Below are 22,265 nucleotides of genomic sequence, written 5' to 3'. Positions count from 1 at the left end.
GGTGCTTAGACCCCGGCTATCAGAATGGGGCTATCAGACTGGCGACCAGGGTTCGTAGTCGCCGGTGGCCTTGGCGCGGTGACCGCCCATCAAGGTGTGGCCGGGCGGCCGGTAGGCAAGGTCGGTACCGGTATGGTTCGGTTCGTGGGGCTTCTGCCAGGATTTGGTCTTGGCGCGGGTGGTCGGCGCCACTGCCGTGGTTGCATGCAGCCAAGCATGCCATTCCGGCGGCACACGGCTGGCTTCCGCCTCGCCATTATAAAGGACCCAGCGCTTTTGCCGCTTCTGTCCCTTGGTCTTGCGATGGACATAATACTTGTTGCCGAACTCGTCACTGCCGACCAGTTCGCCGTTCAGCCACGTAAAAAGCCGGGTACCGATGCTCATGCCTGATTCGCCGCCATGGGTTGCAAATGGCCCAGAAGGGCCAATAAGTGCAACGGGTTATGTACTGGGGGCGGACTATACAATCCGCCACATTTCCAAGCAAGGAATGGCTAATCCAGCCGCTTTTCCATGACATGATAGGTCGGAACGGCAAAGCCCGGATGGCTGCGCTGGCCGACGATCTTGAAGCCAACCTTCTGAAATAGGCTGATATTGTCGGTAAGAACCAGCCGGACGCCCAGTTCCATGCAGGGGACCTTCTGGGTGCGGGCAAAGCGTTCGGCCTCGGCCAGCATGGCAGCCCCCAGACCCGCCCCACGGCAGGCCGGATCGACAGCAAGGCGCCCGATATAGACCCGGTCCTGCCGGACTTCGGCGAAGATGCAGGCAACGGAACCGGTCCCGGCTTCGGCGAGGAAGGCAGCTCCCTTTGCCATGGCCGCGGCCAGACTGGCTGGTGTTTCAGCATGGGCACCGGATGGCGGCACCAGATGCCCGCGATAGGCCTCGAAGGCCCGGTGAATGAGGCCGGCAAGTGCTGGTGCGTCCGCGCTCGCAGCCTGACGCATGACGATTCCGCGCACCGCGCTTTTCAACATTTTTCTCGCCTGTCTGGACAGGATTGCACCGCGCCACCCATAGTGTGGCCCGCAGGCGGGTCCTCGCACAAGAGCCTGCCCACCGCATGGAGTTTCCACTGAGTACGAACACGCGCACACATTGGCGGGCGCTCGGCCTGCTGCTCGTCGGCACCATCTTCGTCAGCCTGATCACCACCTTCGCCAGCCTCGCCTATCAGGGCGGGGCGTCGCCGATGCTGCTGGTCTGGTCGCGTTTCAGTGCGCTGATGATCGTCCTCGGCCTGATCCTGACGGTGAGCCGCGTCAGCTTCAAACTGCCCAAGCGCAACATGCAGGCGACCTTCTGGATCGCCATTTGCCTCATGATGATGTCGGTCGGCTATCTGAGCTCGGTTGCCTATATCAAGGTCAGCCTCGCCGTCATCCTGCTCTATACTTATCCGCTGCTGGTGGCTGTGTTCGCGGCCCTTTCGGGGCGTGAGCGGATCAGCCCCTTGCGTGCCCTCCTCCTGATCACGGCCTTCTGCGGGCTGGTGATCGCCCTTGGCCGCGATATCGGCCTCACCGTCGATTTCAGCGGCATATCCTTCGAACCGGGACAGGTCACCCTCGACTGGCGCGGGACGGCGCTGGCTTTGCTGGCATCGCTGGGTGTTGCCGGATTTGTCACCTGGGGCGGCGCCTATCTCGACGATGTCGATTCCCGGGTGGTCAATTTCTGGGCCCAATTGTGGATGATCGGCCTTGCCACCGTCTATGTGGCCGTCGTGGGTGGCGTATCTCTGCCGGAAAGCGGCCTGGGCTGGGTCGGCTATGTGGGGGCCACCGGCTGCTATGTCACCGCCATGATCTGCTGGTTCGGCTCGATGAAGACCCTGTCGCCGACCGAAACCGCCATGACCCTCAACCTGGAACCGGCCATCAGCCTGGCGGCCGCAGCCCTGGTGCTGGGCGAAGCAACCTCGGCGCAGCAGTGGATCGGTACGATTATCCTATTGATATCAATCATCTTTTCGAGCGGCGCGGGGCGTCACAAAAAATGAGAATCGGTTAATTACGGCATTTTGCGCTGCGAGAAGTCCCAGAAACGCCCGTAAACCAAGGGCATCCTCAACATCTATGGGCGTCAAGATTATTAATCACCAAATATTGATATTTTCTAGTTGCCGCTGAGGGCCTCGCGGCATCAATATCTGGTCACGGCGCCGGTCTAGGCACCTAGATATAGACGCGCCGAACCAATCCTTTAACCCGTTTTGCTGAACCAGATTCTGCAGAGGGGCGAGGATTCGGTTCAGACCGGGCACATAAAGACCAATTTCGGGGGCCACCACATGCGTATTGCACGTCGATTCACTAAAGCCGGCCAGTCGCCATATTCGGAAATCCTGTTCCGCCGCACCACGAGCGAGATCAAGAATCCGGATGGCTCGATCGTCTTCCAGCTGAAGGATATCGAGGTTCCGGCCGATTGGTCGCAGGTGGCGAGCGACGTGCTGGCGCAGAAATATTTCCGCAAGGCCGGTGTCCCCGCCGCGATGCGCCCCGTCGTCGAAGGCGACGTGCCGGATTTCCTGTGGCGCCGCGAGGCTGACCGGGAAGCCTTGGTGAAACTGCCGGCGGAAAAGCGTTTCACCGGCGAGATGAGCGCCAAGCAAGTGTTCGACCGCATGGTCGGCACCTGGACCTATTGGGGCTGGAAGGGTGGCTATTTCGACGCGGAAGAAGATGCCCTCGCCTTCTATGACGAAATGCGCTTCATGCTCGCCCGCCAGATGGGCGCCCCCAACAGCCCGCAATGGTTCAACACCGGCCTGCATTGGGCCTATGGCATCGATGGTCCGGCGCAGGGCCATCATTATGTCGACTTCAAGAGCGGCGAGCTGACGCTCTCCACCTCGGCCTACGAACATCCGCAGCCCCATGCCTGCTTCATCCAGTCGGTCTCCGACGACCTGGTGTCCGAGGGCGGCATCATGGATCTTTGGGTGCGTGAGGCGCGCCTGTTCAAGTACGGCTCGGGCACCGGCTCCAATTTCTCGAAGCTGCGTGGCGATGGCGAGAAGCTCTCTGGCGGCGGCCGCTCGTCGGGCCTGATGAGCTTCCTCAAGATCGGTGACCGCGCTGCCGGCGCCATCAAATCGGGCGGCACCACGCGCCGCGCGGCGAAGATGGTGACGGTCGATCTCGATCACCCGGATATCGAGGCCTATATCAATTGGAAGGTCTTGGAAGAGCAGAAGGTCGCGGCGCTGGTCGCCGGCAGCCAGGCCTGCAACTACCATCTCAACAAGGTGATCAAGGCCGCCCATGACGGCGAAGGCCCGGGCAAGCTCGACCCGAAATCGAACCCGGCCCTCAAGGCCGCCGTGCGTGCCGCGCGCAAGGCGAAGGTGCCGGACAATTATGTCCAGCGCGTCATTCATTTTGCCGGCCAGGGCTACGACAATATCGACTTCAAGACCTATGACACCGATTGGGATTCGGACGCCTATCTCACGGTCTCCGGCCAGAACTCCAACAATTCGGTGCGCATCTCGAACGATTTCATCGAGCGCGTGGCGCAGGATGGCGATTGGGATCTCATCCGCCGCACCGACGGCAAGGTCCACAAGACGCTGAAGGCGCGCGACCTCTGGGAAAAGATCGGCCAGGCCGCCTGGGCCAGCGCCGATCCCGGCGTGCAGTACGACACCACCATCAACGAGTGGCACACCTGCCCGGAATCCGGCCGCATCAACGCGTCCAATCCGTGCTCCGAATACATGTTCCTCGACGACACGGCCTGCAATCTCGCCTCGCTCAACCTGATGACCTTCAAGGCGGCCGACGGCCTGGTCGACATTGAGAGCTACGAGCATGCCGTTCGCCTGTGGACCGTCGTCCTCGAAATCTCGGTGCTGATGGCGCAGTTCCCCTCGAAGGAAATCGCACAGCTCTCCTACGAGTTCCGCACGCTGGGTCTTGGCTATGCCAATATCGGCGGCTTGCTGATGTCGGTCGGCCTCTCCTATGACAGCGAAGAAGGCCGCGCCATCACGGCAGCCCTCACCGCGATCATGACCGGTGTTGCCTATGCGACCTCGGCCGAGATGGCTGGCGAACTTGGCGCCTTCCCGGGCTATGCCAAGAATGCCGATCATATGCTGCGCGTCATCCGCAACCATCGCCGCGCCGCCTATAGCGAAAAGACCGGCTATGAGGGCCTGTCGGTTCTGCCGGTCGTGCTGGACCACAAGAGCTGCACCGACAAGCGCTTGATCGAAGCTGCCAAGAATGCCTGGGATCTCGCCCTGGCGCTCGGTGAGAAGCATGGTTATCGCAATGCCCAGTCGACCGTCATCGCGCCCACGGGCACGATCGGCCTGGTCATGGATTGCGACACCACCGGCATCGAGCCCGACTTCGCCCTGGTGAAGTTCAAGAAGCTCGCCGGCGGCGGCTATTTCAAGATCATCAACCGCATGGTGCCCGATGCGCTGACCACGCTCGGCTACACGCCGCTGCAGATCGAGGAGATGGTGCGCTATGCCGTGGGTCATGCGACACTGAAGGACGCGCCCTATATCAACCATCAGAGCTTGAAGGCGCGCGGTTTCACCGACGAGATCCTGAGCAAACTGGAAAGCTCGCTGGAAGCCGCCTTCGATATCCGCTTCGTGTTCAACAAGTGGAACCTCGGCGATACCTTCTGCCAGGAAGCCCTGGGCTTCACGCCGGAAGAATTGGCCAGCCCGACCTTCGACATGCTGACCGCCCTTGGTTTCAGCAAGGCCGAATATGAAGCCGTCAACACCTTCGTCTGCGGCGCCATGACCCTGGAAGGCGCGCCGTTCTTGAAGGACGAGCATCTCTCGGTGTTCGATTGCGCCAATCCCTGCGGCCGTATCGGCAAGCGGTATCTCTCGGTCGAAAGCCATATCCGTATGATGGCCGCCGCCCAATCGTTCATCTCGGGCGCGATCTCGAAGACCATCAACATGCCGAACCAGAGCTCGGTCGAGGATTGCAAATCGGCCTACCTGCTCTCGTGGGAACTGGGCATCAAGGCGAATGCGCTCTATCGCGACGGCTCGAAGCTCTCGCAGCCGCTCTCGGCTTCGGTGCTGGGCGATGACGATACGGTCGATGACGTGATCGAGGCACCGGCAGCAGCCCGCGCTCCGATCGTCGCCGAGCGCATCGTGGAACGGATCGTCGAGCGCATCGTCGAGCAGGGCCGCAAGCGCCTCCCCGAGCGTCGCAAGGGCTATACCCAGAAGGCGATCGTCGGTGGCCACAAGGTCTATCTGCGGACCGGTGAATATGAAGATGGCACGATCGGCGAGATCTTCATCGACATGCATAAGGAAGGTGCGGCCTTCCGCTCGCTCATGAACAATTTCGCGATCGCCATCTCGATCGGCCTGCAATACGGTGTGCCGCTCGAAGAGTTCGTCGAAGCCTTCACCTTCACGCGCTTCGAGCCCAATGGCCTGGTCGAAGGCAACGATGCCATCAAGATGGCGACGTCGATCCTCGACTACACGTTCCGGGAACTGGCGGTCTCCTATCTCGGCCGCAATGACTTGGCGCATGTGCAGCCCTCTGATCTGCTGCACGATGCGATGGGCAGTGGTGCCGCCGAGCAGGCGCTGCCGGAGAAGCAGCAGGTGGACCGCGGCGTCGAGGCTGTGCGCCGCATTACCTCGACCGGTTATGTGCGCTCCAACCTCATCGTGCTGAAGAACGCCTCCATGATGGGCGGCACCATCGGCAACAATGCTCTGGCGCACGATCACGCGCATGATCATGACCATGCCCATCATGTCCACGCCCATGCGGGCGGCGGCCACGGGAGCAATGGGGGTGGCAGCAACGGGGTGAGCGGCAGCGTCTCGGTCACCACGACGCACACGACCTCAGTTGGCGCGGCGGTGGTCCAGGCGGTCGATAGCCGCCTCGACAAGATCCGCGAAGCCAAGATGAAAGGCTATGAAGGCGATGCCTGCGGCGAGTGCGGCAACTTCACCCTGGTGCGCAACGGCACCTGCATGAAGTGCACGACGTGCGGCTCGACGAGCGGGTGTTCTTAAGGCCTTAGGTGTCTCCAAGGGCGGTAAGGAAAGCCGCCCATCCTCCGACCTCCTGAAACTGGCCTAACTGAGACCACCGGGCCCGTGTTCATCACGGGCCCGGTTTTCTTTTTGATCAGTTCTCGTCATGCTCGACGAAGGCCGACCATCCACGAATTTGCCTGCGGCTACTCGGTCTACGGATAAAAACTCGTGGGTGGTCGGCCTTCGCCGACCATGACGGTAGGTGTGGTGCCAGTTGGCCCGCAATCGGCGACGTGAGGCCTCAAAGCTGATCCTCGATCGGCAAAATCCCGATGACATCGAGCAGGAAGCTGTGCCATGTGCTGATGTTCGGATCGCTGTCGAATTCCACCTTTTGCCCATCATCCTCAGCGGTCCAGAGGAGACCGCCGCCTGCATCAAGGGTGACGTGGTAGGCGCTGCCTGGCGAGACGCCGTCATCCATGAACTTACCCAACTCCTCGGCAAGTTGCGGGCTGTCGACCATGACGCCAATCTCCGTGTTGATGAAGCGCGAACGGGGATCGAGGTTGAAGCTGCCGATGAAGACTGTCTTCCGATCGAACACCAGCGCCTTGGTATGCAGGGCGGCGCGCGATTTGCCAGCGGCCATCGACCAATGTCGCTTCATATTGCTGTCCGGCCGCAGTTCATAGAGAGCGACGCCGGCCTTGAGCAAATTCTCGCGCGTATTGGCGTAACCCGCCTGTGCCGCGATCACATCGTTAGTGGCGGCAGAGTTGGTTAGCGCGCGGACCGCGACATGACGTGATGTCAGCCCGTCCATTTCCTCGATACCGCGATCTTGCAGGATGAAATAGGGCGTTTCGATCAGCAGTTCATGCTGGGTCGTGGCGAGCCGTTGGAGAATGGCTTCCGTGATGACATTGTGCCCATTTTCGGCGTCGACGCGACTTGGGTCTTCGGCCAGGACACGGCCGGGCGCCCAGATGAGGGCATCCCGGATCGCCATGAGATTGTTGCGGCGTTCCGCTATCTGTTCTTCGACGGGATAGGGATAGCCGACGTCGGCGACCCTTTCGGCCAGGCGCTTTCTGAGGGCGACAAAATCAGTTTGCGTCGCCTTTTCACTCAGCATGGCCCCGGCCGGGATAGCCCATGCGCTGTTCCAGAATTGGTCAAAGCTTGTCGACAGGTCCCGGACGACAGGGCCCACCATCGCCATGTCCAAGTCGCGAAAATTCTGATCCGGCCGAACACCGAAATAGGTGTCCGCAATGTTCCGCCCACCGGCAATTGCCACGGCGTTATCCATGACGAACAGCTTGTTGTGCATTCGGTGATTAGCACGGTCGAAATCGGTGAAGAAACTCCAGGCGCGCCAGCGCCGGTTATCCAGCGGATTGAAAAACCGCACCTCGACGTTGGGGTGGGCATCGAGCGCCGCAATGCCAAAATCGGTTGCCTCGGACTGGTAGTGATCGTCGAGCAGCAGACGGACGCGGACGCCCCGATCCGCGGCGCGGATCAGCCGGTCGGCCATGATGCGACCGGTCGTATCGGCATCCCAGATGTAATATTGCGCATCGAGCGTCTTCTCGGCGAGGTCAGCCATGGCCAGACGGGCCGTCAAGGCATTGCCGCCCTCCGGCACCAGGGCAAAGCCGGATTGTCCCGGATAGCGATCGGCTGCTTCCTGAAACAGGGCGCCGACGGTTGTGCTCTGCGGTTGATCGAAAGCCGTCGAGGGCGTGCGGGGATATTCCCAGTCCACGGTCGCCGCACACCCGCCCAGCTGCACGGCCAAAGCCAGCACCGGGACAAGGGTGAAGAGCCAGTTCAATCGACGACGGGTCGCTTCCATGACGTTCCCAAAGCGGCCTTCTTTTCCTAGCCCACCCATACTCCCCCGGGCTGCGGGATAGAATCTAGATCATAGGGCTCCCGATGCCAAGGCTGGCCGGGTGGCCGATCACCAATAGGCCGGCATCCTTCAAAGCCCCGCCAGCGTCTTTTCCACCGCATCCAGGAAGATACCGGCATGCTCCTGGGTGAAGACAAGCGGCGGGCGGATTTTCAGAATATTGGCCCCGGGGCCGGTGGCGCTGATGAGGATTTTGCGGCGGCGCAGATCGTTGACGACGCGGGTCGTTTCGTCCGCGGCCGGTTCCTTGCTCTTCCGGTCCGTCACGAACTCGACGCCGAGGAAGAGGCCGGCGCCACGCACGTCGCCGATGATGTCGTGACGCGTCGCCAGTTTCTCGAGACCTTCGCGCATATAGGTGCCAACCTTGCCGGCATTCTGGGCAAGGCCTTCGCCCTCGATCACGTCGAGGACGGCAAGGCCCACTGCACAGGAGACCGGGTTGCCGCCGAAGGTGTTGAAATAGCGCGACCGCCGGCCGAATTCTTCCACCACATGCGGCTGCATGATGGCGCCCGCCATGGGATGCCCGTTGCCCATGGGCTTCCCCACTGTCACGATATCAGGAACGAGGCCATGGCGCGCGAAGCCCCAGAAGTCGGGACCAACGCGGCCGAAGCCCGGCTGCACTTCGTCGGCGATGTAGATGCCGCCGGCGGCACGGATGGCGTCGACTGCCTCCTTGAGGAAACCGGACTTGCCCGGGAAGACGCCGTCGCTGGAGAAGATGCCGTCGACCAGCAGGGCGCAGGGCTTGATGCCAGCAGCTTGCATCTCAGCGATCGCAGCCTTCACACCGGCGGCAAAGACGGCGCCGACATCGCCGTCGATCCGGTAGGTGTCAGGAGCCGGCACCAGTTTCACGTTCGCGCCGCGCTCGACATAGTCGCCGAGCGAGGGAGATAGCTCAGACACAGCGACCGTGAGGCCGTGATAGGCCAGCTTGGTGACGATGATGCCGGTGCCCTTGGTATAGGATTTGGCGATGCGCAAGGCGAGATCGTTGGCCTCTGAGCCGGTGCAAGTGAACATGACATGCTGGAGCGCACTGGGGAACTTCGCCAGCAGCCGTTCGGCATAGTCGACGATGGTCTCGTGCAGATAGCGGGTGTGGGTGTTGAGGGTCGCAGCCTGTTTCGAGAGTGCTGCCACTACCTTCGGATGGCAATGGCCGACCGAGGCCACATTGTTATAGACGTCGAGATAAGCCTGACCATCGGGATCGTAGAGCCAGACCCCCTCGCCGCGCACGATATGCAGCGGCTTTTCGTAGAACAGGCGATAGGCCGGCCCCAGCAGCTTCTGACGGCGCTTGATCAGCGCCGCATCCTCGGCACTGATATCGCCTTCGCGGCCGGGCACATATTGGTTCACCATCGCCATGGATCGTCTCCCTAAACGCCGCAGAGGCGGCGCAGATTTTCCTGTGCCCGTTCGCGGGGCAGGGCGGCAAAGGCCGCGAGACCTGCCCAGGCGCGTGGCGCGTTGCGCAGGATATAGACCTGGTTTTCCGGATAGCGTGCCGCGCGCCAGCTGGTGATCGCTGCCGTCGTCGCCAGGCGGGCGCCGATAAGGTCGTAGAGGAGATCAAGCTCGATCTCCTCAAGCGGCAGCATGCCGTGATAGGCCGCGATGAGGTCGCTGGCCTCGACCAGCGGATCGCCGTCCAACGACAATTGATAGGCGGCGGCGACAGCAAGGTCGTTCACCAGCGGCGTCCATACCATATCGCCAAAATCGAGAATGCCCGCCACCTTGGTGGGGTCTTGACTGTCGACCAGGACATTGTGCGGGTTGAGGTCGTTGTGGACGAATTGAGTGCGCAAACGCGGCATCACGGGCACGACGAAGTCGTCGAAGTTGCGCAAAACCCGCTCGACCAATTGCCGCTTCTCCCCCGCCTCGACATGGGGCAGCAATTGCCAGAGGCGGCTGGCATGCTTGATGTCCCATTGCAGATCGTGATCGGTGGCAGCGTGCTTGAAGTCGGCCAAGGCACGGGTGAGGCGCGCAAGATTGCTCCCCAGGCTCCGGCGCTGTCCGGTACTGCGCGGCGCCAGATGCAAGGGCTGGCCCTCGAGATAGGAGAAAAGCCGCAGGATCATCGGCCGGCCGGCCGCATCGTGCAGGATCTCCTCATAGGTGCCGGCGGTATTCTTGAAGACGCGCTGCACCGGCAGGGTTGGGTCCAGGCGCGCCACATGCAGCAAGGCTTCGGTCTGCAGATTGGTCACCAGCGCTTCTTCCGCCGGATTGGAGACTTTGAGCACATAGCCGTCGCCGGCCGCAGCTCTGATGCGGAAGTTTGCGTCCCGTTCGCTGGTCAGCTTGCTGGCCGTCCCCGCAACGCCAAAATGCCGTAGCGCCAGCGCAGCGGCCTCACCTTCCGTAAAAACGGGTGGCGGCGAGGAAAGTGAATCGGCATCGGCTGGCGCGGACGGTTCGGCGAGCATGGAATATCCACATTGATTCAAGTGGCGGCAGGCGCAGCGATTTATAGCGGGATTCGCCTGCGACCGCCGCAAATTTGTCATGGGTGGTGCAAGGCTGGATTGCCGCGCCGCGACCGGCTAGGATCGCCCCGAAATCCATGCAAAAGCCCCAAGGAGAGAAACATGGCTGGCAAAGTCGAGGCCCGTCTGGCCGAGTTGAACATCGAGCTGCCCAAGGCCGCCGTGCCCGTCGCCAATTACGTGCCCGTCGTCCTTGCCGGCAATACCGCCTTCGTCTCCGGCCAGGTCACGGTCTGGAACGGCGAATTCAAATTCATCGGCAAGGTCGGCCAGGAGTTCTCGACCGAGCAGGCCGCCCAGGCCGCACGCATCTGCGGCCTCAACATCATCGCGCAGCTCAAGAATGCGCTGGGTGACCTCGACCGTGTGAAGCGCATCGCCAAGCTCGGCGTGTTCGTCAATTGCATCAATACCTTTAGCGAACAACCCAAAGTCGCCAACGGCGTTTCCGACCTGATGGTCGAAGTGTTCGGCGAAGCCGGCAAGCACGCCCGCTCGGCCGTCGGCGTCAACACGCTGCCGCTCAATGTGGCGGTCGAAGTCGACGCGATCGTCGAGATTGCGTGAGGGTCCGAGACTGAACAGCCCCCCTCACCCCAACCCCTCTCCCCAAAGGGGCGGGGGGCTGCGCAACGAACTCGCTAGAACCCCCTCGCCCCGCTTGCGGGGAGAGGGCCGGGGTGAGGGGCTCTTGTGATGACCCAACTCTCCCTCACCGCCCGCATTGTCGATCGGTTGGAAACGATGTCCGCCGCGGCCTGGGATGCTTGTGCCGGTGCGGACAATCCCTTCGTCTCTCACGCGTTTCTCAATGCGCTGGAGACTTCCGGATCGGTCGGGCGTGGGACGGGCTGGCTGCCGCAGCATCTTGTGCTGGAGGACGATGCCGGCGATCTCAAGGCCGTGGCGCCGCTCTATGTCAAAGGCCATAGCCAGGGCGAATATGTGTTCGACCATGGCTGGGCCGAAGCCTATGAACGTGCCGGCGGGCGCTATTATCCCAAGCTGCAGCTGGCGGTCCCCTTCTCGCCAGTACCTGGGCCGCGCCTGCTGGTGAAGCCCAGCGCCGACGATGCGGTGATGCGCAGCGCCCTCATCGGTGCGCTCACCAGCACGGTGGAAAAGTCGGGCCTCTCATCACTGCACATCACCTTCTGCACGGGTGAGGAAGCGGCGGAACTGGCCGAGCATGGATATCTGCATCGCCTGGGGTGCCAGTATCACTGGCACAATGACGGCTATGGCAGCTTCGATGACTTCCTCGCCACCCTGTCGTCGCGCAAGCGCAAGGCGATCCGCAAGGAACGCGCCAGCGTCGCCGGGATCGATGTTCGAGCGTTGTCGGGAGACGACCTGAAGCCAGCGCATTGGGACGCCTTCTTCGACTTCTACATGGATACCGGCAGCCGCAAATGGGGCCGCCCCTATCTCACCCGCGCCTTCTTCGATGCGATCCATGGCACGCTGCGTGACAAGATCGTGCTGGTGATGGCGTTTCGGGACGGCATGCCCATTGCGGGTGCGCTCAATCTCCGTGGGACGGACGCGCTCTATGGGCGCAATTGGGGCTGCGTCGAGGATGTGCCCAATCTCCATTTCGAATGCTGCTACTACCAGGCAATCGACTACGCCATCCAGCATGGCCTGAAGCGCGTCGAGGCCGGTGCCCAGGGCGAGCATAAGATCCAGCGCGGGTACCTGCCGGTCGAAACCCATTCGGCGCATTGGATCACCGACACCAATTTCCGCGACGCGGTTGCCGATTATCTGGACCGCGAGCGCCGCGTGATGCGCAACGAGATGCAGGAGCTAGGTACGCTGTCACCGTTCCGCCGTGTCGAGAATGACTAGCAGCGCTGTCGTCATCGGCGGCGGGCCGGCCGGTCTGATGGCAGCGGAGATGCTGGCGCTAGGTGGCGTCGCCGTCGATCTCTATGACGCAATGCCCTCGGTCGGCCGCAAATTCCTGATGGCCGGCAAAGGTGGCCTCAACATCACCCACAGCGAACCGCTGGCAGCCTTTACCGCACGTTACGGTGCACGGCAGGATTGGGTCGCGACCTGGCTCGCAGCCTTCGGCCCCGACCATTTGCGCGGCTGGATCCATGATCTCGGCATCAACACTTTCGTCGGCAGTTCGGGGCGAGTCTTTCCCGACGAGATGAAGGCAGCTCCGCTGTTGCGTAGCTGGCTGCATCGACTGCGCCAGTCCGGTGTACGCATTCACGTGCGACATCGATGGGTAGGCTGGTCGCCGGATGGCGCCCTGTGCTTTGCGACACCGCAAGGTGAGCAACAGGTGAAAGGCGATGTCATCGTGCTGGCGCTGGGCGGCGGCAGCTGGCCGCAATTGGGATCGGATGGCGCCTGGCAGGATATTCTCGCCGCACGCCAAATCGATCTTGCACCGCTCACTCCAGCCAATTGCGGCTTCGATATCGGCTGGAGCGATCATCTCCGGTCCCGCTTCGTTGGCGAACCGCTGAAGAACATCGCCGCCACGTTCAACGGCCAGCGCCGGCAGGGCGAAGCGATCATCACCGAAACCGGCATCGAAGGTGGCTTGATCTATGCCCTCTCCGGCCCGTTGCGCGATGCAATCACTGCCACGGACACGGCGGTCCTCCATCTCGACCTGCTGCCCAACCACGATCTGGCGAAGATCGCCGATGCGCTGGCGCAGCGCGGGTCGCGTTCCCTCGCCTCGCAGTTGAAATCGCGCCTGAGCTTGTCCGGCGCAAAGGCTGCGCTGCTGCGCGAATGCCTGCCGGCAGACGATTTTGCCGATCCGGTGCACTTGGCCAAGGGCATCAAGGCGCTACCGCTGCGTCTTGTCGCGACGCGTCCGATCTCTGAGGCCATCAGTTCCGCCGGTGGCGTGAAGCGCGATGGTCTCGACCAGCATCTGATGTTGAAAGATCATCCCGGCATATTCTGCGCCGGCGAGATGCTGGATTGGGAAGCGCCCACGGGCGGCTATCTGCTGACGGCGTGCATGGCCAGCGGCTATGTGGCGGGCCAGGGTGCCCTCGCCTTCCTCAAGGCGCGCGGCGCTTCCAGTAAGTGACTTCGCCAGCCTCCGCCGACCAGTCCGTGACCCAACCCAGCCGCTGATAGAAGCCGTGGGCACGGATCGCTGGATTGGCATCGGTGGTCAGCCAGATATCCGTAACGCCCTCTTCAAACAGCCAATCTTCCGCCGCCGCCATCACGCGCCGCCCGAGCCCAAGGCCTTCATAGCCGGGCTGCACGAACATGGCGAAAATGGTCTTCTCAACGCGCCTGGCGAAAGAGAAGGCCACCGGTACGCCACTCACCAGCATCACCCAGCCGCGCAGATTGCCAGCAACCATCTCGGCAATGATGCCGTCCTCCGTGATGCCCCGTGCCGCCATCTCTGCGACCGACAGATGATTCTCGATCACGCTGGTCCGGATCACCGTCACAGCCGGCAAATCAGCGGGGACCATCGGCCGCAGCTCAATATCGATACGTTGCTCGTTCATGGCCGGATGGTAGCGGAGGCACCTATCGCCCGCATGAGAATTTCGTGACGCGTACGGCCTTGACGCCCGCCGTCGCGTCCCCGTATGAATCACCGCGATGGTTCCCCGACGGATGAATTCCAGGGGATTAATAGGGAACACGGTGCGGACGACCCAATCGGGGCCTAAACCGTGACTGCCCCCGCAACTGTAAGCGGATAGCTCACTGCCACTTCGTACCACTGACCGTCTGACGGTTGGGAAGGTTGGCAGCAGGCATCGACCCGCGAGTCAGGAGACCTGCCATCGACGCGTTTTAAGTCTAACCCGGGCGGGGTGCCCGAGATGGAGACGTTGACATGGCGCCAACACAGGCGTGCCGGGTGACCGGCATACTTTCCCCATATTCGGCCAACTATTCGGCGCCAGGTAAGGCCTTGAGCCGCCGCCGGTGACATCCCCTGCCACATTCCGCTTCAACCGGCCCGCGCTACGCGCCAGCCGGTTGATAAGGTTAAATCTTATATGTAATGTTATAACATTGCATATCTTCATTAACAAGGGGATCTGACATGCAAACCCAACCAACAGCTTGGCCCATCCATCGGACCAGCCTCTCGGCACTGACCGCCCTCACCTGCCTCGCCATCGGCGCGCCGGCAGCATTGGCCGAGCCTACCCAATATCCGCTGACAATCGAGAATTGCGGCGAGACACTTACCTTCGACAAGGCGCCGACACGCACAGTCGCCATCGGCCAAAGCAGCGCGGAGATCCTGCTGTCGCTGGGCCTCGCCGACAAAATCGTCGGCACGGCGGTGTGGTTCGGTCCGGTGCTGCCGGGCTACGAAGCGGCCAATGCCAAGATCAAGCGGCTTGCCGACAATGATCCCAGTTTCGAAAGCGTCCTGGCGCGAGAGCCGGACCTGGTCACGGCCGAGTTCGAATGGCATGTCGGCCCCAATGGATCGGTCGCCACGCGCAAGCAGTTCTCGGACCTCAAGATCCCCAGCTATGTGGCGCCGGCCGATTGCGTCGCCAAGGACAATTCCGGCGGTGGCGATGGCGTGCGCAAGGAGATGTTCAACATGTCGCTGGTCTATCAGGAGATCCACGACATGGCGCAGATCTTCGACGTGCAGGATCGCGGCGACGCCTTGATCGCCGATCTCAAGAAACGCGAGGCCGAGGCCATTGCCAAGGTTGCCGGCAGCAAAGCCGCCAATGCTCAGAACGGCGGCCTGTCCATGGTGTTCTGGTTCTCGAGCCCCAAGGTGAACGGCGATGCCTATATCGCCGGCAAGAACGGCACCCCGGCCTACATCATGGAAACGCTGGGCGCCAAGAATGTCGTGACGACACAAGAAGAATGGCCGCTGGCGAGCTGGGAAAGCATCGCTGGCGCCAATCCGCAGGTGATCGTGGTGGCGCGGATGGATCGGCGGCGCTATCCCGCCGACGATGTCGCGGTGAAGCTCAACTTCCTGGAGACGGATCCGGTCACCAGCAAGCTCGATGCGGTCAAGCAAAAGCACATCGTGATCATGGATTCGCAGGCAATGAGCCCGACCATACGCGCCGTGAGCGGGATTGAAGCCGTCGCCGAGGGCATCAAGCAGTTCGGCCTCACAAATTGACTGGGGGCAAATTGACTTACAACTCGATAAATCCGGCTCTTCAGGGTGGGTGGGGCATGCGTGCCTCACTCGCTTTGCTGTCGCTGATCGCCTTGGCCCTTGCCATCGGCATGGCGGTGTCGATCGGCGAGGTGCCGATTCCGCTGGCATCGGCCTACAAGGCGATCGCCAACAAACTGTTCGGCACCGGTTTCGAGCTCAGTGCGATCCAGGCAGGCATCATCTGGGACTACCGCCTGAGCCGAGCTCTGGTTGCGGCCTGCTGCGGTGGCGCGCTGGCAATATCCGGCGCCATTCTGCAAGCGTTGCTGCGCAACCCGTTGGCCGAGCCCTATGTACTCGGCATCTCGGCCGGTGCGTCGACCGGCGCAGTGGCCGTCATGATCCTGGGCGTCGGTGCTGGACTCATCACACTCTCTGTCGGGGCCTTCGCCGGGGCTGTCCTTGCCTTCGTCCTAGTGACGTTGCTGGCCGCCGGTGCCGGCGGCGGATCGGACCGCATCATTCTGGCCGGTGTCGCCGGCTCGCAGCTTTTCAATGCGCTCACCGCCTATGTTGTCACAACCTCGGCCAATGCCGAACAGGCCCGCGGCGTCATGTTCTGGCTGTTGGGCAGCCTTGGTGGCGTGCGCTGGGAGGATGTCTATCTGGCAGCACCGGTTGCCGTCAGCGGTTTTGCGATCTGCCTCCTTTATGCCCGGGCCCTTGATGCCTTCACCTTCGGAACCGATGCGGCGGCAGCACTTGGCATTCCGGTATTGCGCGTGCGCCTCATCCTGTTCGGCCTCACCGCCATGATAACCGCCACCATGGTCGGCATTGTGGGGTCGATCGGCTTTGTCGGCCTGGTCATTCCCCATGCCGCGCGTTTCCTGGTTGGGCCAGCCCATGCGCGCTTGCTGCCCGCGTCGTTGATGATCGGCGCCGTGTTCATGGTGCTGGCCGATATTGTGTCACGCGTCATCATCCCACAGCAGATCCTCCCCATCGGCGTGGTGACGGCCTTGTTCGGCGCCCCAGCCTTTGCCCTCATCCTCTATCGCGCGAGGCGTCCGCAATGACCATCACCACCACCGACATCAGCTGGGGCACGGCCGGCAAGATGATCGTCGACGGCGTGACAATCCGGGTCGAGCCGGGCAAGACGCTGGGCCTGCTGGGGCCAAATGGCTCCGGCAAATCCTCGCTGCTGCGCCTCATTTGCCGCTTGCGGCGGGTGGCCAGCGGAATCATCACCCTGGGCGATATCGACATCACCCAGATGTCGCGGCTCAATATCGCCCGCCGCGTGGTGCTGGTGGAGCAGCAGGCGACCACAGAGGCACAGGTCACCGCACTGGATGTCGTGCGCCTGGGCCGCACGCCGCATCGTGGCCCGCTTTCGCCTTGGACGCAGAACGATGATGAGGCGGTCGAAAATGCACTCGCTTACGTCGGCATGGGCGACAAGCGCGACCAGCCGTGGCAGACTTTGTCCGGCGGCGAGCGGCAGCGGGTTCACATCGCCCGCGCCCTGGCACAAACGCCAACCGAACTGCTGCTCGACGAACCAACCAATCATCTCGACGTCCTGCACCAGTTGGAAATCCTGTCGCTGGTAAGCCGGTTGCCGGCGACCAGTATCGTAGCGCTCCATGACCTCAACCTCGCCGCCATGTTCTGCGATGTCGTGGCGATCCTGCAGCAGGGCCGCGTCGTGGCGGCTGGAACACCGGAAGAAGTCCTGACTGAACCTCTTATTCGCAAAGTCTTTGGTGTCCGCGCGCATATTGAGCGTTCGCCCCATCATGGCCGGCAGTTGATCCATTTCTCGCTCGATGCCGATATGGCTCTGCCGCGAGCGGCCGAATAAGTGCAAAGGACCGTAGCTAAGCGCGGCGCCCAAACCATGCACAAGCGACGATCAGGACGCGCCCGCCATAAGATATGTTGCACTTCTACCGAATAAGGCGCTTGGTGGTAGGCTGACCAGGTTGGATCGCGTGCTGGCAGCTGCTACGGCATGAATTTTTGCGTTTCATGGCGGAAGTGGCGAGCACATCCGATTGGTTCCTCAGGAACTTCATGTCTGATTTCAAAGCAATGATGTGCATTCTGGGCAGCGTCGTCCTGGTGATGTGCGTCATTTTTTATGGCTTTCTCTTTTACATCTATCCCGAGGCCACGCCGGTTTTCGTCCCAGGCGTGCCGGCAAAATCATGACGCCGGGAACCATTGTCCTGGGAAGGATGCAGGCATGGTCCGCACGACCAGAACCATTGTGACGTTCAAGCATCGCTTCACACTGGGCGATCCCGATCAATCCTACCCGGCTGGCAGCTATTCGATTGAGACCGACGAAGAACTGCTGCTCGACGTGTCTTTTCCAGCCTACCGACGCACGGCGACCTTGATGCAGCGCGTCAGCGATGCGGCACATCCACGCATCATGCCGATCAGCGTCATAGATCCGGAGGCGTTGGAGGCTGCACTTGTCTTGGATAAGAACACGGCACCCGCCAGCCAGCCCTAGCCGCCAAGCCTTTTCATAGAAAGAACATGTCCATGAAATATTTCACGCCGCCGCTCGTCGTTCCAATTGCCTTGCTGGTGGGCGTCCTCATCATCGCCTTCTTCCGGCATGCTCAATAGCAACATTGTATCGGGCCAAATAGTGATCCTCGGCAGATGACCACAGACTCCATCGATCTCGATGAGCATCGCAGCGACGATGCGCAGCGCGCCACGGAAATCCGCCGGCGGCTGGAGCATGTGCGCGAAGATCGGCGCCTGCTGGAGCAGCGCCAGCATGAATTCGAAGCCTTCATCCTGGCCGGGCCGGCAACCAGCTGGCCGGAGGCAGCGGCCAAGGCTCATTACCTGATCCAGCTGCTGGCCGACACCTATGCCGTGCGCGACCCGCGCCAGCGCAAGCTTATCGACAGTGTCTTCTCAGATTTTGCCAGCCTGTCGGGCGATCCAGGATCGCCACCCGAACCGCTGGCCTAGGCGGCTCCGCTGATGACGGCCTCGATCCGGTAGCCGTCCGGATCAATCACAAACGCTGCGTAGTAATGAGGTCCATAATTGGGCCTGATTCCAGGCGCGCCGTTGCTGCGGCCACCCAGCGCCAAAGCCGCGGCGTAAAACGCGTCGACCGCTGGCCGGCTGGGCGCCGCGAAAGCCAGATGAAATCCGGATCCCGGCGCCAAGCGCCCGGACGGACGTTCCTTGATGGCAAACTTGTCGTTGCCGTCGGTAACACCATAGCCCACCGCCTGATCGGCCTCGCCGGGCCTGATATCCTCCCATACGCGCCGATAGCCGAGTGGGGCGAGGACGGCGTCATAGAACGTCGCCGCCCGCACGATATCGGATACGCCGAATGAGAGGTGATGCAGCATGGATGATTGTCCTGATGATGAAGTTTAAGTCAGCACTCAGCCCGCACACGCATCACGAACGCACTCCCGCAGCCAGCGATGCGCCGGGTCGGCGTCCAGCCGTGGATGCCAGAGTAGCGAGACGATCATCTCGGGCAGGGCGACCGGCAGAGGAAAGCTATGCATGCCGGTCCGCAGGTTTCCAGTATGCCGTTCGGGCACGCTGGCGATGAGATCGGTGGCTCGCGCGAGAGCGAGTGCCGTCGAAAAACCGCCGATGATCGTCGTGATCTCCCGCGTCAACCCGAACGGCTGCAAGGCGTCATCGATCGGCCCGTCGTTGAGGCCACGCCCAGAGACCAGGATGTGCCGACCGGCTGCAAAACGGGCGGGCGTAATCTTGCCACGACAAAGCGCATGCCCAGCTCTCACCACGCCAATATATCGGTCCCGGAACAATGCCTGCGCCCGTAGTTCCGGTGTGGTCGTCTTGCCGACAACACCGGTTTCCATATCGACGGTCCCATCGCGCAGACCCGGACCGTCCTTGTCCGTCTTCTGCACGAAGCGCAACCGTACGCCGGGTGCATCCGTGCCTACGCGGGCAATGAGGCCTGGACCGAAATTCTCCACAAAGCCCTCACGCGTCCGTAGCGTGAATGTCCGGACAAGCTGTTTGAGATCGAGCGTCTCTTGCGGGCGGAGAACGGCTTTGACGCCCTCGACGAGTTCGCCCACCTGTGCGCGGAGTTCGAGTGCCCGGGGTGTGGGCACGAGACCGCGTCCGGCCCGAACCAAGAGCGGATCGCCCATCGTCTCCCGCAACCTGGCCAGCGCCCGGCTCATCGCGGATGGGCTGAGGCGCAGCCTCTTGGCGGCGCGGGCAACACTGCCCTCGGCCAGCAGCACATCCAGGGTGACGAGGAGGTTGAGATCTGGTGTCGACATGTACCCATCCTAGCACAGGTCGATCGTGATGTGGCGCCAAACGCACGAGTAAAATGCAAATGGTGCGTCTTCCGCCATATCAAGCAAAGACCTACGTTCCTGGTAGCTCCGTTTCCGGAGCACCAGAAAACGGAGTTCACATTGAAACCCATCATTGCAGGACGAGACGCGGTCGAAGCCGGCGGCGCGGCGCGGACCCCATCGGTCCGATGGGCTCTCGCCAGCCTGTCACTCTCCATGCTGCTCTCCTCGCTCGGCACCACCAGCGTTAATGTCGCCTTGCCGACACTGGCCGAGGCCTTCCACGCCACCTTCCAGGACGTCCAGTGGATCGTTCTTGCGTACCTCCTCGCCGTCACCACACTCATCGTCAGCGTCGGTCGCCTCGGTGACATCACCGGCCGCCGTCGGCTGCTGCTGGCCGGGATCATCCTGTTCACAACGGCCTCGGTCCTCTGTGGTGCTGCCCCGACGCTCCCCTTGCTGATTGCCGCGCGGGGCGTGCAAGGCTTAGGGGGTGCCATCATGATGGCCCTCACCATGGCGTTTGTCGGCGAGACCGTGCCAAAGGCAAAGACCGGCAGTGCCATGGGGCTGCTCGGCACGATGTCGGCCATCGGCACGGCTCTTGGCCCATCGCTCGGCGGCATCCTGATCGACGGCCTGGGTTGGCGTGCGATCTTCTTCGTCAACGTGCCGCTAGGTCTCGTGACGTTGCTTCTGGCCTGCCGCTACCTGCCCGCCGATGGTCGAAAGCCGAGGGCTGATAGGGCCGGCTTCGACAATGTGGGCACGCTGCTGCTGGCGCTGACGCTCGTTGCCTATGCTCTCGCCATGACGATCGGGCGCGGCGGTTTCGGTCCGCTCAATCTGACCCTGCTGTTGGCTGCCAGTTTCGGAACCGGCCTCTTCGTGCTTGCCGAGGCGCGCGTGGCATCGCCGTTGATCCAATTGGCGATGTTCCGCGATCCGGTGCTGAGTGCCAGCCTTGCAATCAGCGCGCTCGTCTCGACGGTGGTGATCGCGACGCTGGTGGTGGGACCGTTCTATCTCTCACGCGGGCTCGGCCTCGATTCAGCCTTTGTGGGACTGGTCATGTCGGTCGGTCCGATTGTCTCTGCGCTCAGCGGTGTCGTGGCGGGCCGTCTTGTCGATCGTTTGGGCGCGCCCTTCATGGTGGTTGTCGGGCTCATCGGCATGGCTGCCGGGTCGATTGCGCTTTCCGTCCTTCCGACGATCTTCGGCATTGCCGGTTACATTGCGGCCATCGCAGTCTTGGCCCCCGGCTATCAGCTGTTCCAGGCAGCCAACAACACATCCGTCATGATGGATGTCCGGCCGGACCAGCGGGGCGTCATATCCGGATTGCTCAACCTGTCACGCAACCTCGGTCTCATCACTGGCGCATCCGTCATGGGTGCCGTCTTCGCACTTGCCTCGATGACGGCCGACGTCACGACAGCACATCCAGATGCCGTTACCACCGGCATGCAGACTACCTTTGCCGTCGCGGCGGGCCTGATCGTGGTGGCACTTGCACTTGCGGTTGGGAGCCGTGCTGTCGCTACACGCCGGCTGCTGCCCAGGAATCCTGCATGATCAGGGACAGCCATTCTGCGGCCTCTGATTTCGGATAAACGCCATCAAATGGCGAAGGCCCGGAAAACTGGATTTTCCGGGCCTTCATCTGCAAACCGTTGTTGCCGCCCGTCAGAACGGGATATCGTCGTCGAGATCGCCGCCGCGGCCGCCACCGCCGCCCATGCCACCGGAACTGCCGCCGCCGGACGATCCGCCACCACTGTAGGCGCCGCCGCCACTGCCGCCAGCATATCCGGCATCGCCATTGTCGGACATGCCGCCGCCCTCACCCTTGCCATCCAGCATGGTGAGTTCGCCGCGGAAGCGCTGCAACACCACTTCGGTGGTGTATTTCTCAGCGCCCGACTGGTCAGTCCATTTGCGGGTCTGCAACTGGCCTTCGAGATAGACTTTGGAGCCCTTCTTCAGGAAGCGCTCGGCCACGTCGACCAGCCGTTCGTTGAAGATCACCACGCGGTGCCATTCGGTCTTCTCGCGGCGCTCGCCCGAGCTCTTGTCCCGCCATGATTCGGAGGTCGCGATCGAGAGGTTGGCGACCTTAGTGCCATCCTGGGTCGCGCGGATTTCCGGGTCGCGCCCCAGATTGCCGATAAGAATGACCTTGTTGACGCTGCCCGCCATAACGCTGCCCCCTGCTGAAATCCGATTGAATTGGTGCGCCCGTATAGCGCTTCGCCGTGCATTTTCCTAGCATTCTGGAAAGAAGAACAAAAGGGGTATTACGACGAGACGAAGGCCGCTATGATGCGCCCTAACTAGATCCCCGAAATATCCCGATCCAGCGTGA

21 protein-coding genes and 1 riboswitch are annotated in these 22,265 nt (G+C 62.1%); of the genes, 12 read left to right on the top strand and 9 right to left on the bottom strand.

Translation table 11 applies throughout. The features are described 5' to 3' along the window. Positions 1 to 33: 33 nt before the first annotated feature. A complete protein-coding gene (locus AC1DWZ_RS21500; RefSeq protein WP_477171000.1) occupies positions 34 to 387 on the bottom strand; it encodes an NADH:ubiquinone oxidoreductase subunit NDUFA12 in 354 nt (117 codons plus the stop codon). Positions 388 to 497: 110 nt separating this feature from the next. Further along, positions 498 to 986 carry a GNAT family N-acetyltransferase gene (locus AC1DWZ_RS21495; RefSeq protein ID WP_477170999.1) on the bottom strand — a complete coding sequence of 163 codons (489 nt, stop codon included), beginning with the start codon at positions 984 to 986 and terminating at the stop codon, positions 498 to 500. An 86-nt stretch (positions 987 to 1,072) separates the two neighbouring features. Here AC1DWZ_RS21495 and AC1DWZ_RS21490 point away from each other — a divergent pair, with 86 nt between their 5' ends. After that, entirely contained in the window at positions 1,073 to 2,011 is a 939-nt protein-coding gene (locus AC1DWZ_RS21490; RefSeq protein ID WP_477170998.1) for a DMT family transporter, read from the top strand. A 291-nt stretch (positions 2,012 to 2,302) separates the two neighbouring features. Next, entirely contained in the window at positions 2,303 to 6,043 is a 3,741-nt protein-coding gene (locus AC1DWZ_RS21485; protein WP_477170997.1) for a vitamin B12-dependent ribonucleotide reductase, read from the top strand. Positions 6,044 to 6,308: 265 nt separating this feature from the next. On the opposite strand, the gene AC1DWZ_RS21480 is transcribed toward AC1DWZ_RS21485, so the two are convergent. The 3 genes from AC1DWZ_RS21480 to AC1DWZ_RS21470 all read right to left on the bottom strand — a co-directional run bounded on the left by AC1DWZ_RS21480 (position 6,309) and on the right by AC1DWZ_RS21470 (position 10,384). Continuing rightward, complete coding sequence (locus tag AC1DWZ_RS21480; protein WP_477170996.1) at positions 6,309 to 7,871, bottom strand: phospholipase D family protein; 1,563 nt, start codon at positions 7,869 to 7,871, stop codon at positions 6,309 to 6,311. Between the two features lie 129 nt (positions 7,872 to 8,000). Further along, positions 8,001 to 9,314: an aspartate aminotransferase family protein gene (locus AC1DWZ_RS21475; protein ID WP_477170995.1), complete on the bottom strand. Its 1,314-nt coding sequence runs from the start codon at positions 9,312 to 9,314 to the stop codon at positions 8,001 to 8,003. 11 nt (positions 9,315 to 9,325) lie between these two features. Next, complete coding sequence (locus tag AC1DWZ_RS21470; RefSeq protein WP_477170994.1) at positions 9,326 to 10,384, bottom strand: phosphotransferase; 1,059 nt, start codon at positions 10,382 to 10,384, stop codon at positions 9,326 to 9,328. Between the two features lie 162 nt (positions 10,385 to 10,546). Here AC1DWZ_RS21470 and AC1DWZ_RS21465 point away from each other — a divergent pair, with 162 nt between their 5' ends. The 3 genes from AC1DWZ_RS21465 (at position 10,547) to AC1DWZ_RS21455 (ending at position 13,511) form a co-directional block, all read left to right on the top strand. Next, positions 10,547 to 11,011 carry a RidA family protein gene (locus AC1DWZ_RS21465; protein ID WP_477170993.1) on the top strand — a complete coding sequence of 155 codons (465 nt, stop codon included), beginning with the start codon at positions 10,547 to 10,549 and terminating at the stop codon, positions 11,009 to 11,011. Positions 11,012 to 11,140: 129 nt separating this feature from the next. Continuing rightward, on the top strand, positions 11,141 to 12,295 hold the full coding sequence (locus AC1DWZ_RS21460; protein ID WP_477170992.1) for a GNAT family N-acetyltransferase: 1,155 nt from the start codon (positions 11,141 to 11,143) through the stop codon (positions 12,293 to 12,295). After that, positions 12,288 to 13,511, top strand: coding sequence for a TIGR03862 family flavoprotein (locus AC1DWZ_RS21455; protein WP_477170991.1), 1,224 nt, complete (start codon positions 12,288 to 12,290; stop codon positions 13,509 to 13,511). Before AC1DWZ_RS21460 ends, AC1DWZ_RS21455 begins: the two co-directional genes overlap by 8 nt. Here the strand turns inward: AC1DWZ_RS21455 and AC1DWZ_RS21450 are convergent. Further along, the gene (locus AC1DWZ_RS21450) at positions 13,483 to 13,950 is read right to left on the bottom strand and encodes an N-acetyltransferase family protein (protein ID WP_477170990.1); all 468 of its coding nucleotides are present in this window, start codon (positions 13,948 to 13,950) and stop codon (positions 13,483 to 13,485) included. The two genes, AC1DWZ_RS21455 and AC1DWZ_RS21450, sit on opposite strands and share 29 nt — an antisense overlap. An 81-nt stretch (positions 13,951 to 14,031) precedes the next feature. Beyond that, positions 14,032 to 14,251, top strand: a riboswitch (cobalamin riboswitch). A gap of 250 nt (positions 14,252 to 14,501) precedes the next feature. On the opposite strand from AC1DWZ_RS21450, the gene AC1DWZ_RS21445 reads away from it, so the two are divergent. The 6 genes from AC1DWZ_RS21445 (at position 14,502) to AC1DWZ_RS21420 (ending at position 18,554) form a co-directional block, all read left to right on the top strand. Continuing rightward, complete coding sequence (locus AC1DWZ_RS21445; protein ID WP_477170989.1) at positions 14,502 to 15,566, top strand: ABC transporter substrate-binding protein; 1,065 nt, start codon at positions 14,502 to 14,504, stop codon at positions 15,564 to 15,566. A gap of 56 nt (positions 15,567 to 15,622) precedes the next feature. After that, positions 15,623 to 16,627, top strand: coding sequence for a FecCD family ABC transporter permease (locus tag AC1DWZ_RS21440; protein WP_477170988.1), 1,005 nt, complete (start codon positions 15,623 to 15,625; stop codon positions 16,625 to 16,627). Then, complete coding sequence (locus tag AC1DWZ_RS21435) at positions 16,624 to 17,418, top strand: ABC transporter ATP-binding protein (protein WP_477170987.1); 795 nt, start codon at positions 16,624 to 16,626, stop codon at positions 17,416 to 17,418. The genes AC1DWZ_RS21440 and AC1DWZ_RS21435 overlap by 4 nt, the downstream gene beginning before the upstream one ends. A gap of 167 nt (positions 17,419 to 17,585) precedes the next feature. Beyond that, complete coding sequence (locus tag AC1DWZ_RS21430) at positions 17,586 to 17,768, top strand: hypothetical protein (RefSeq protein WP_477170986.1); 183 nt, start codon at positions 17,586 to 17,588, stop codon at positions 17,766 to 17,768. 34 nt (positions 17,769 to 17,802) lie between these two features. Then, complete coding sequence (locus tag AC1DWZ_RS21425) at positions 17,803 to 18,078, top strand: hypothetical protein (protein WP_477170985.1); 276 nt, start codon at positions 17,803 to 17,805, stop codon at positions 18,076 to 18,078. A gap of 155 nt (positions 18,079 to 18,233) precedes the next feature. After that, a complete protein-coding gene (locus AC1DWZ_RS21420) occupies positions 18,234 to 18,554 on the top strand; it encodes a hypothetical protein (protein WP_477170984.1) in 321 nt (106 codons plus the stop codon). Here the strand turns inward: AC1DWZ_RS21420 and AC1DWZ_RS21415 are convergent. Both AC1DWZ_RS21415 and AC1DWZ_RS21410 read right to left on the bottom strand, forming a co-directional pair. Beyond that, positions 18,551 to 18,949 (bottom strand): VOC family protein, encoded by a 399-nt coding sequence (locus AC1DWZ_RS21415; RefSeq protein ID WP_477170983.1) that lies wholly within the window; start codon positions 18,947 to 18,949, stop codon positions 18,551 to 18,553. The two genes, AC1DWZ_RS21420 and AC1DWZ_RS21415, sit on opposite strands and share 4 nt — an antisense overlap. A 36-nt stretch (positions 18,950 to 18,985) precedes the next feature. Then, the gene (locus tag AC1DWZ_RS21410) at positions 18,986 to 19,876 is read right to left on the bottom strand and encodes a LysR family transcriptional regulator (RefSeq protein WP_477170982.1); all 891 of its coding nucleotides are present in this window, start codon (positions 19,874 to 19,876) and stop codon (positions 18,986 to 18,988) included. Between the two features lie 141 nt (positions 19,877 to 20,017). Here AC1DWZ_RS21410 and AC1DWZ_RS21405 point away from each other — a divergent pair, with 141 nt between their 5' ends. Further along, positions 20,018 to 21,475, top strand: a complete 1,458-nt coding sequence (locus tag AC1DWZ_RS21405) for an MFS transporter (RefSeq protein WP_477170981.1) — start codon at positions 20,018 to 20,020, stop codon at positions 21,473 to 21,475. A gap of 111 nt (positions 21,476 to 21,586) precedes the next feature. On the opposite strand, the gene AC1DWZ_RS21400 is transcribed toward AC1DWZ_RS21405, so the two are convergent. After that, positions 21,587 to 22,099 (bottom strand): single-stranded DNA-binding protein, encoded by a 513-nt coding sequence (locus AC1DWZ_RS21400; RefSeq protein ID WP_477170980.1) that lies wholly within the window; start codon positions 22,097 to 22,099, stop codon positions 21,587 to 21,589. Positions 22,100 to 22,265 lie beyond the last annotated feature (166 nt).

It is taken from the genome of Dongia sp. P2_B8, from assembly GCF_056404715.1.
This window is presented reverse-complemented; position numbering and strand designations above follow the sequence as displayed.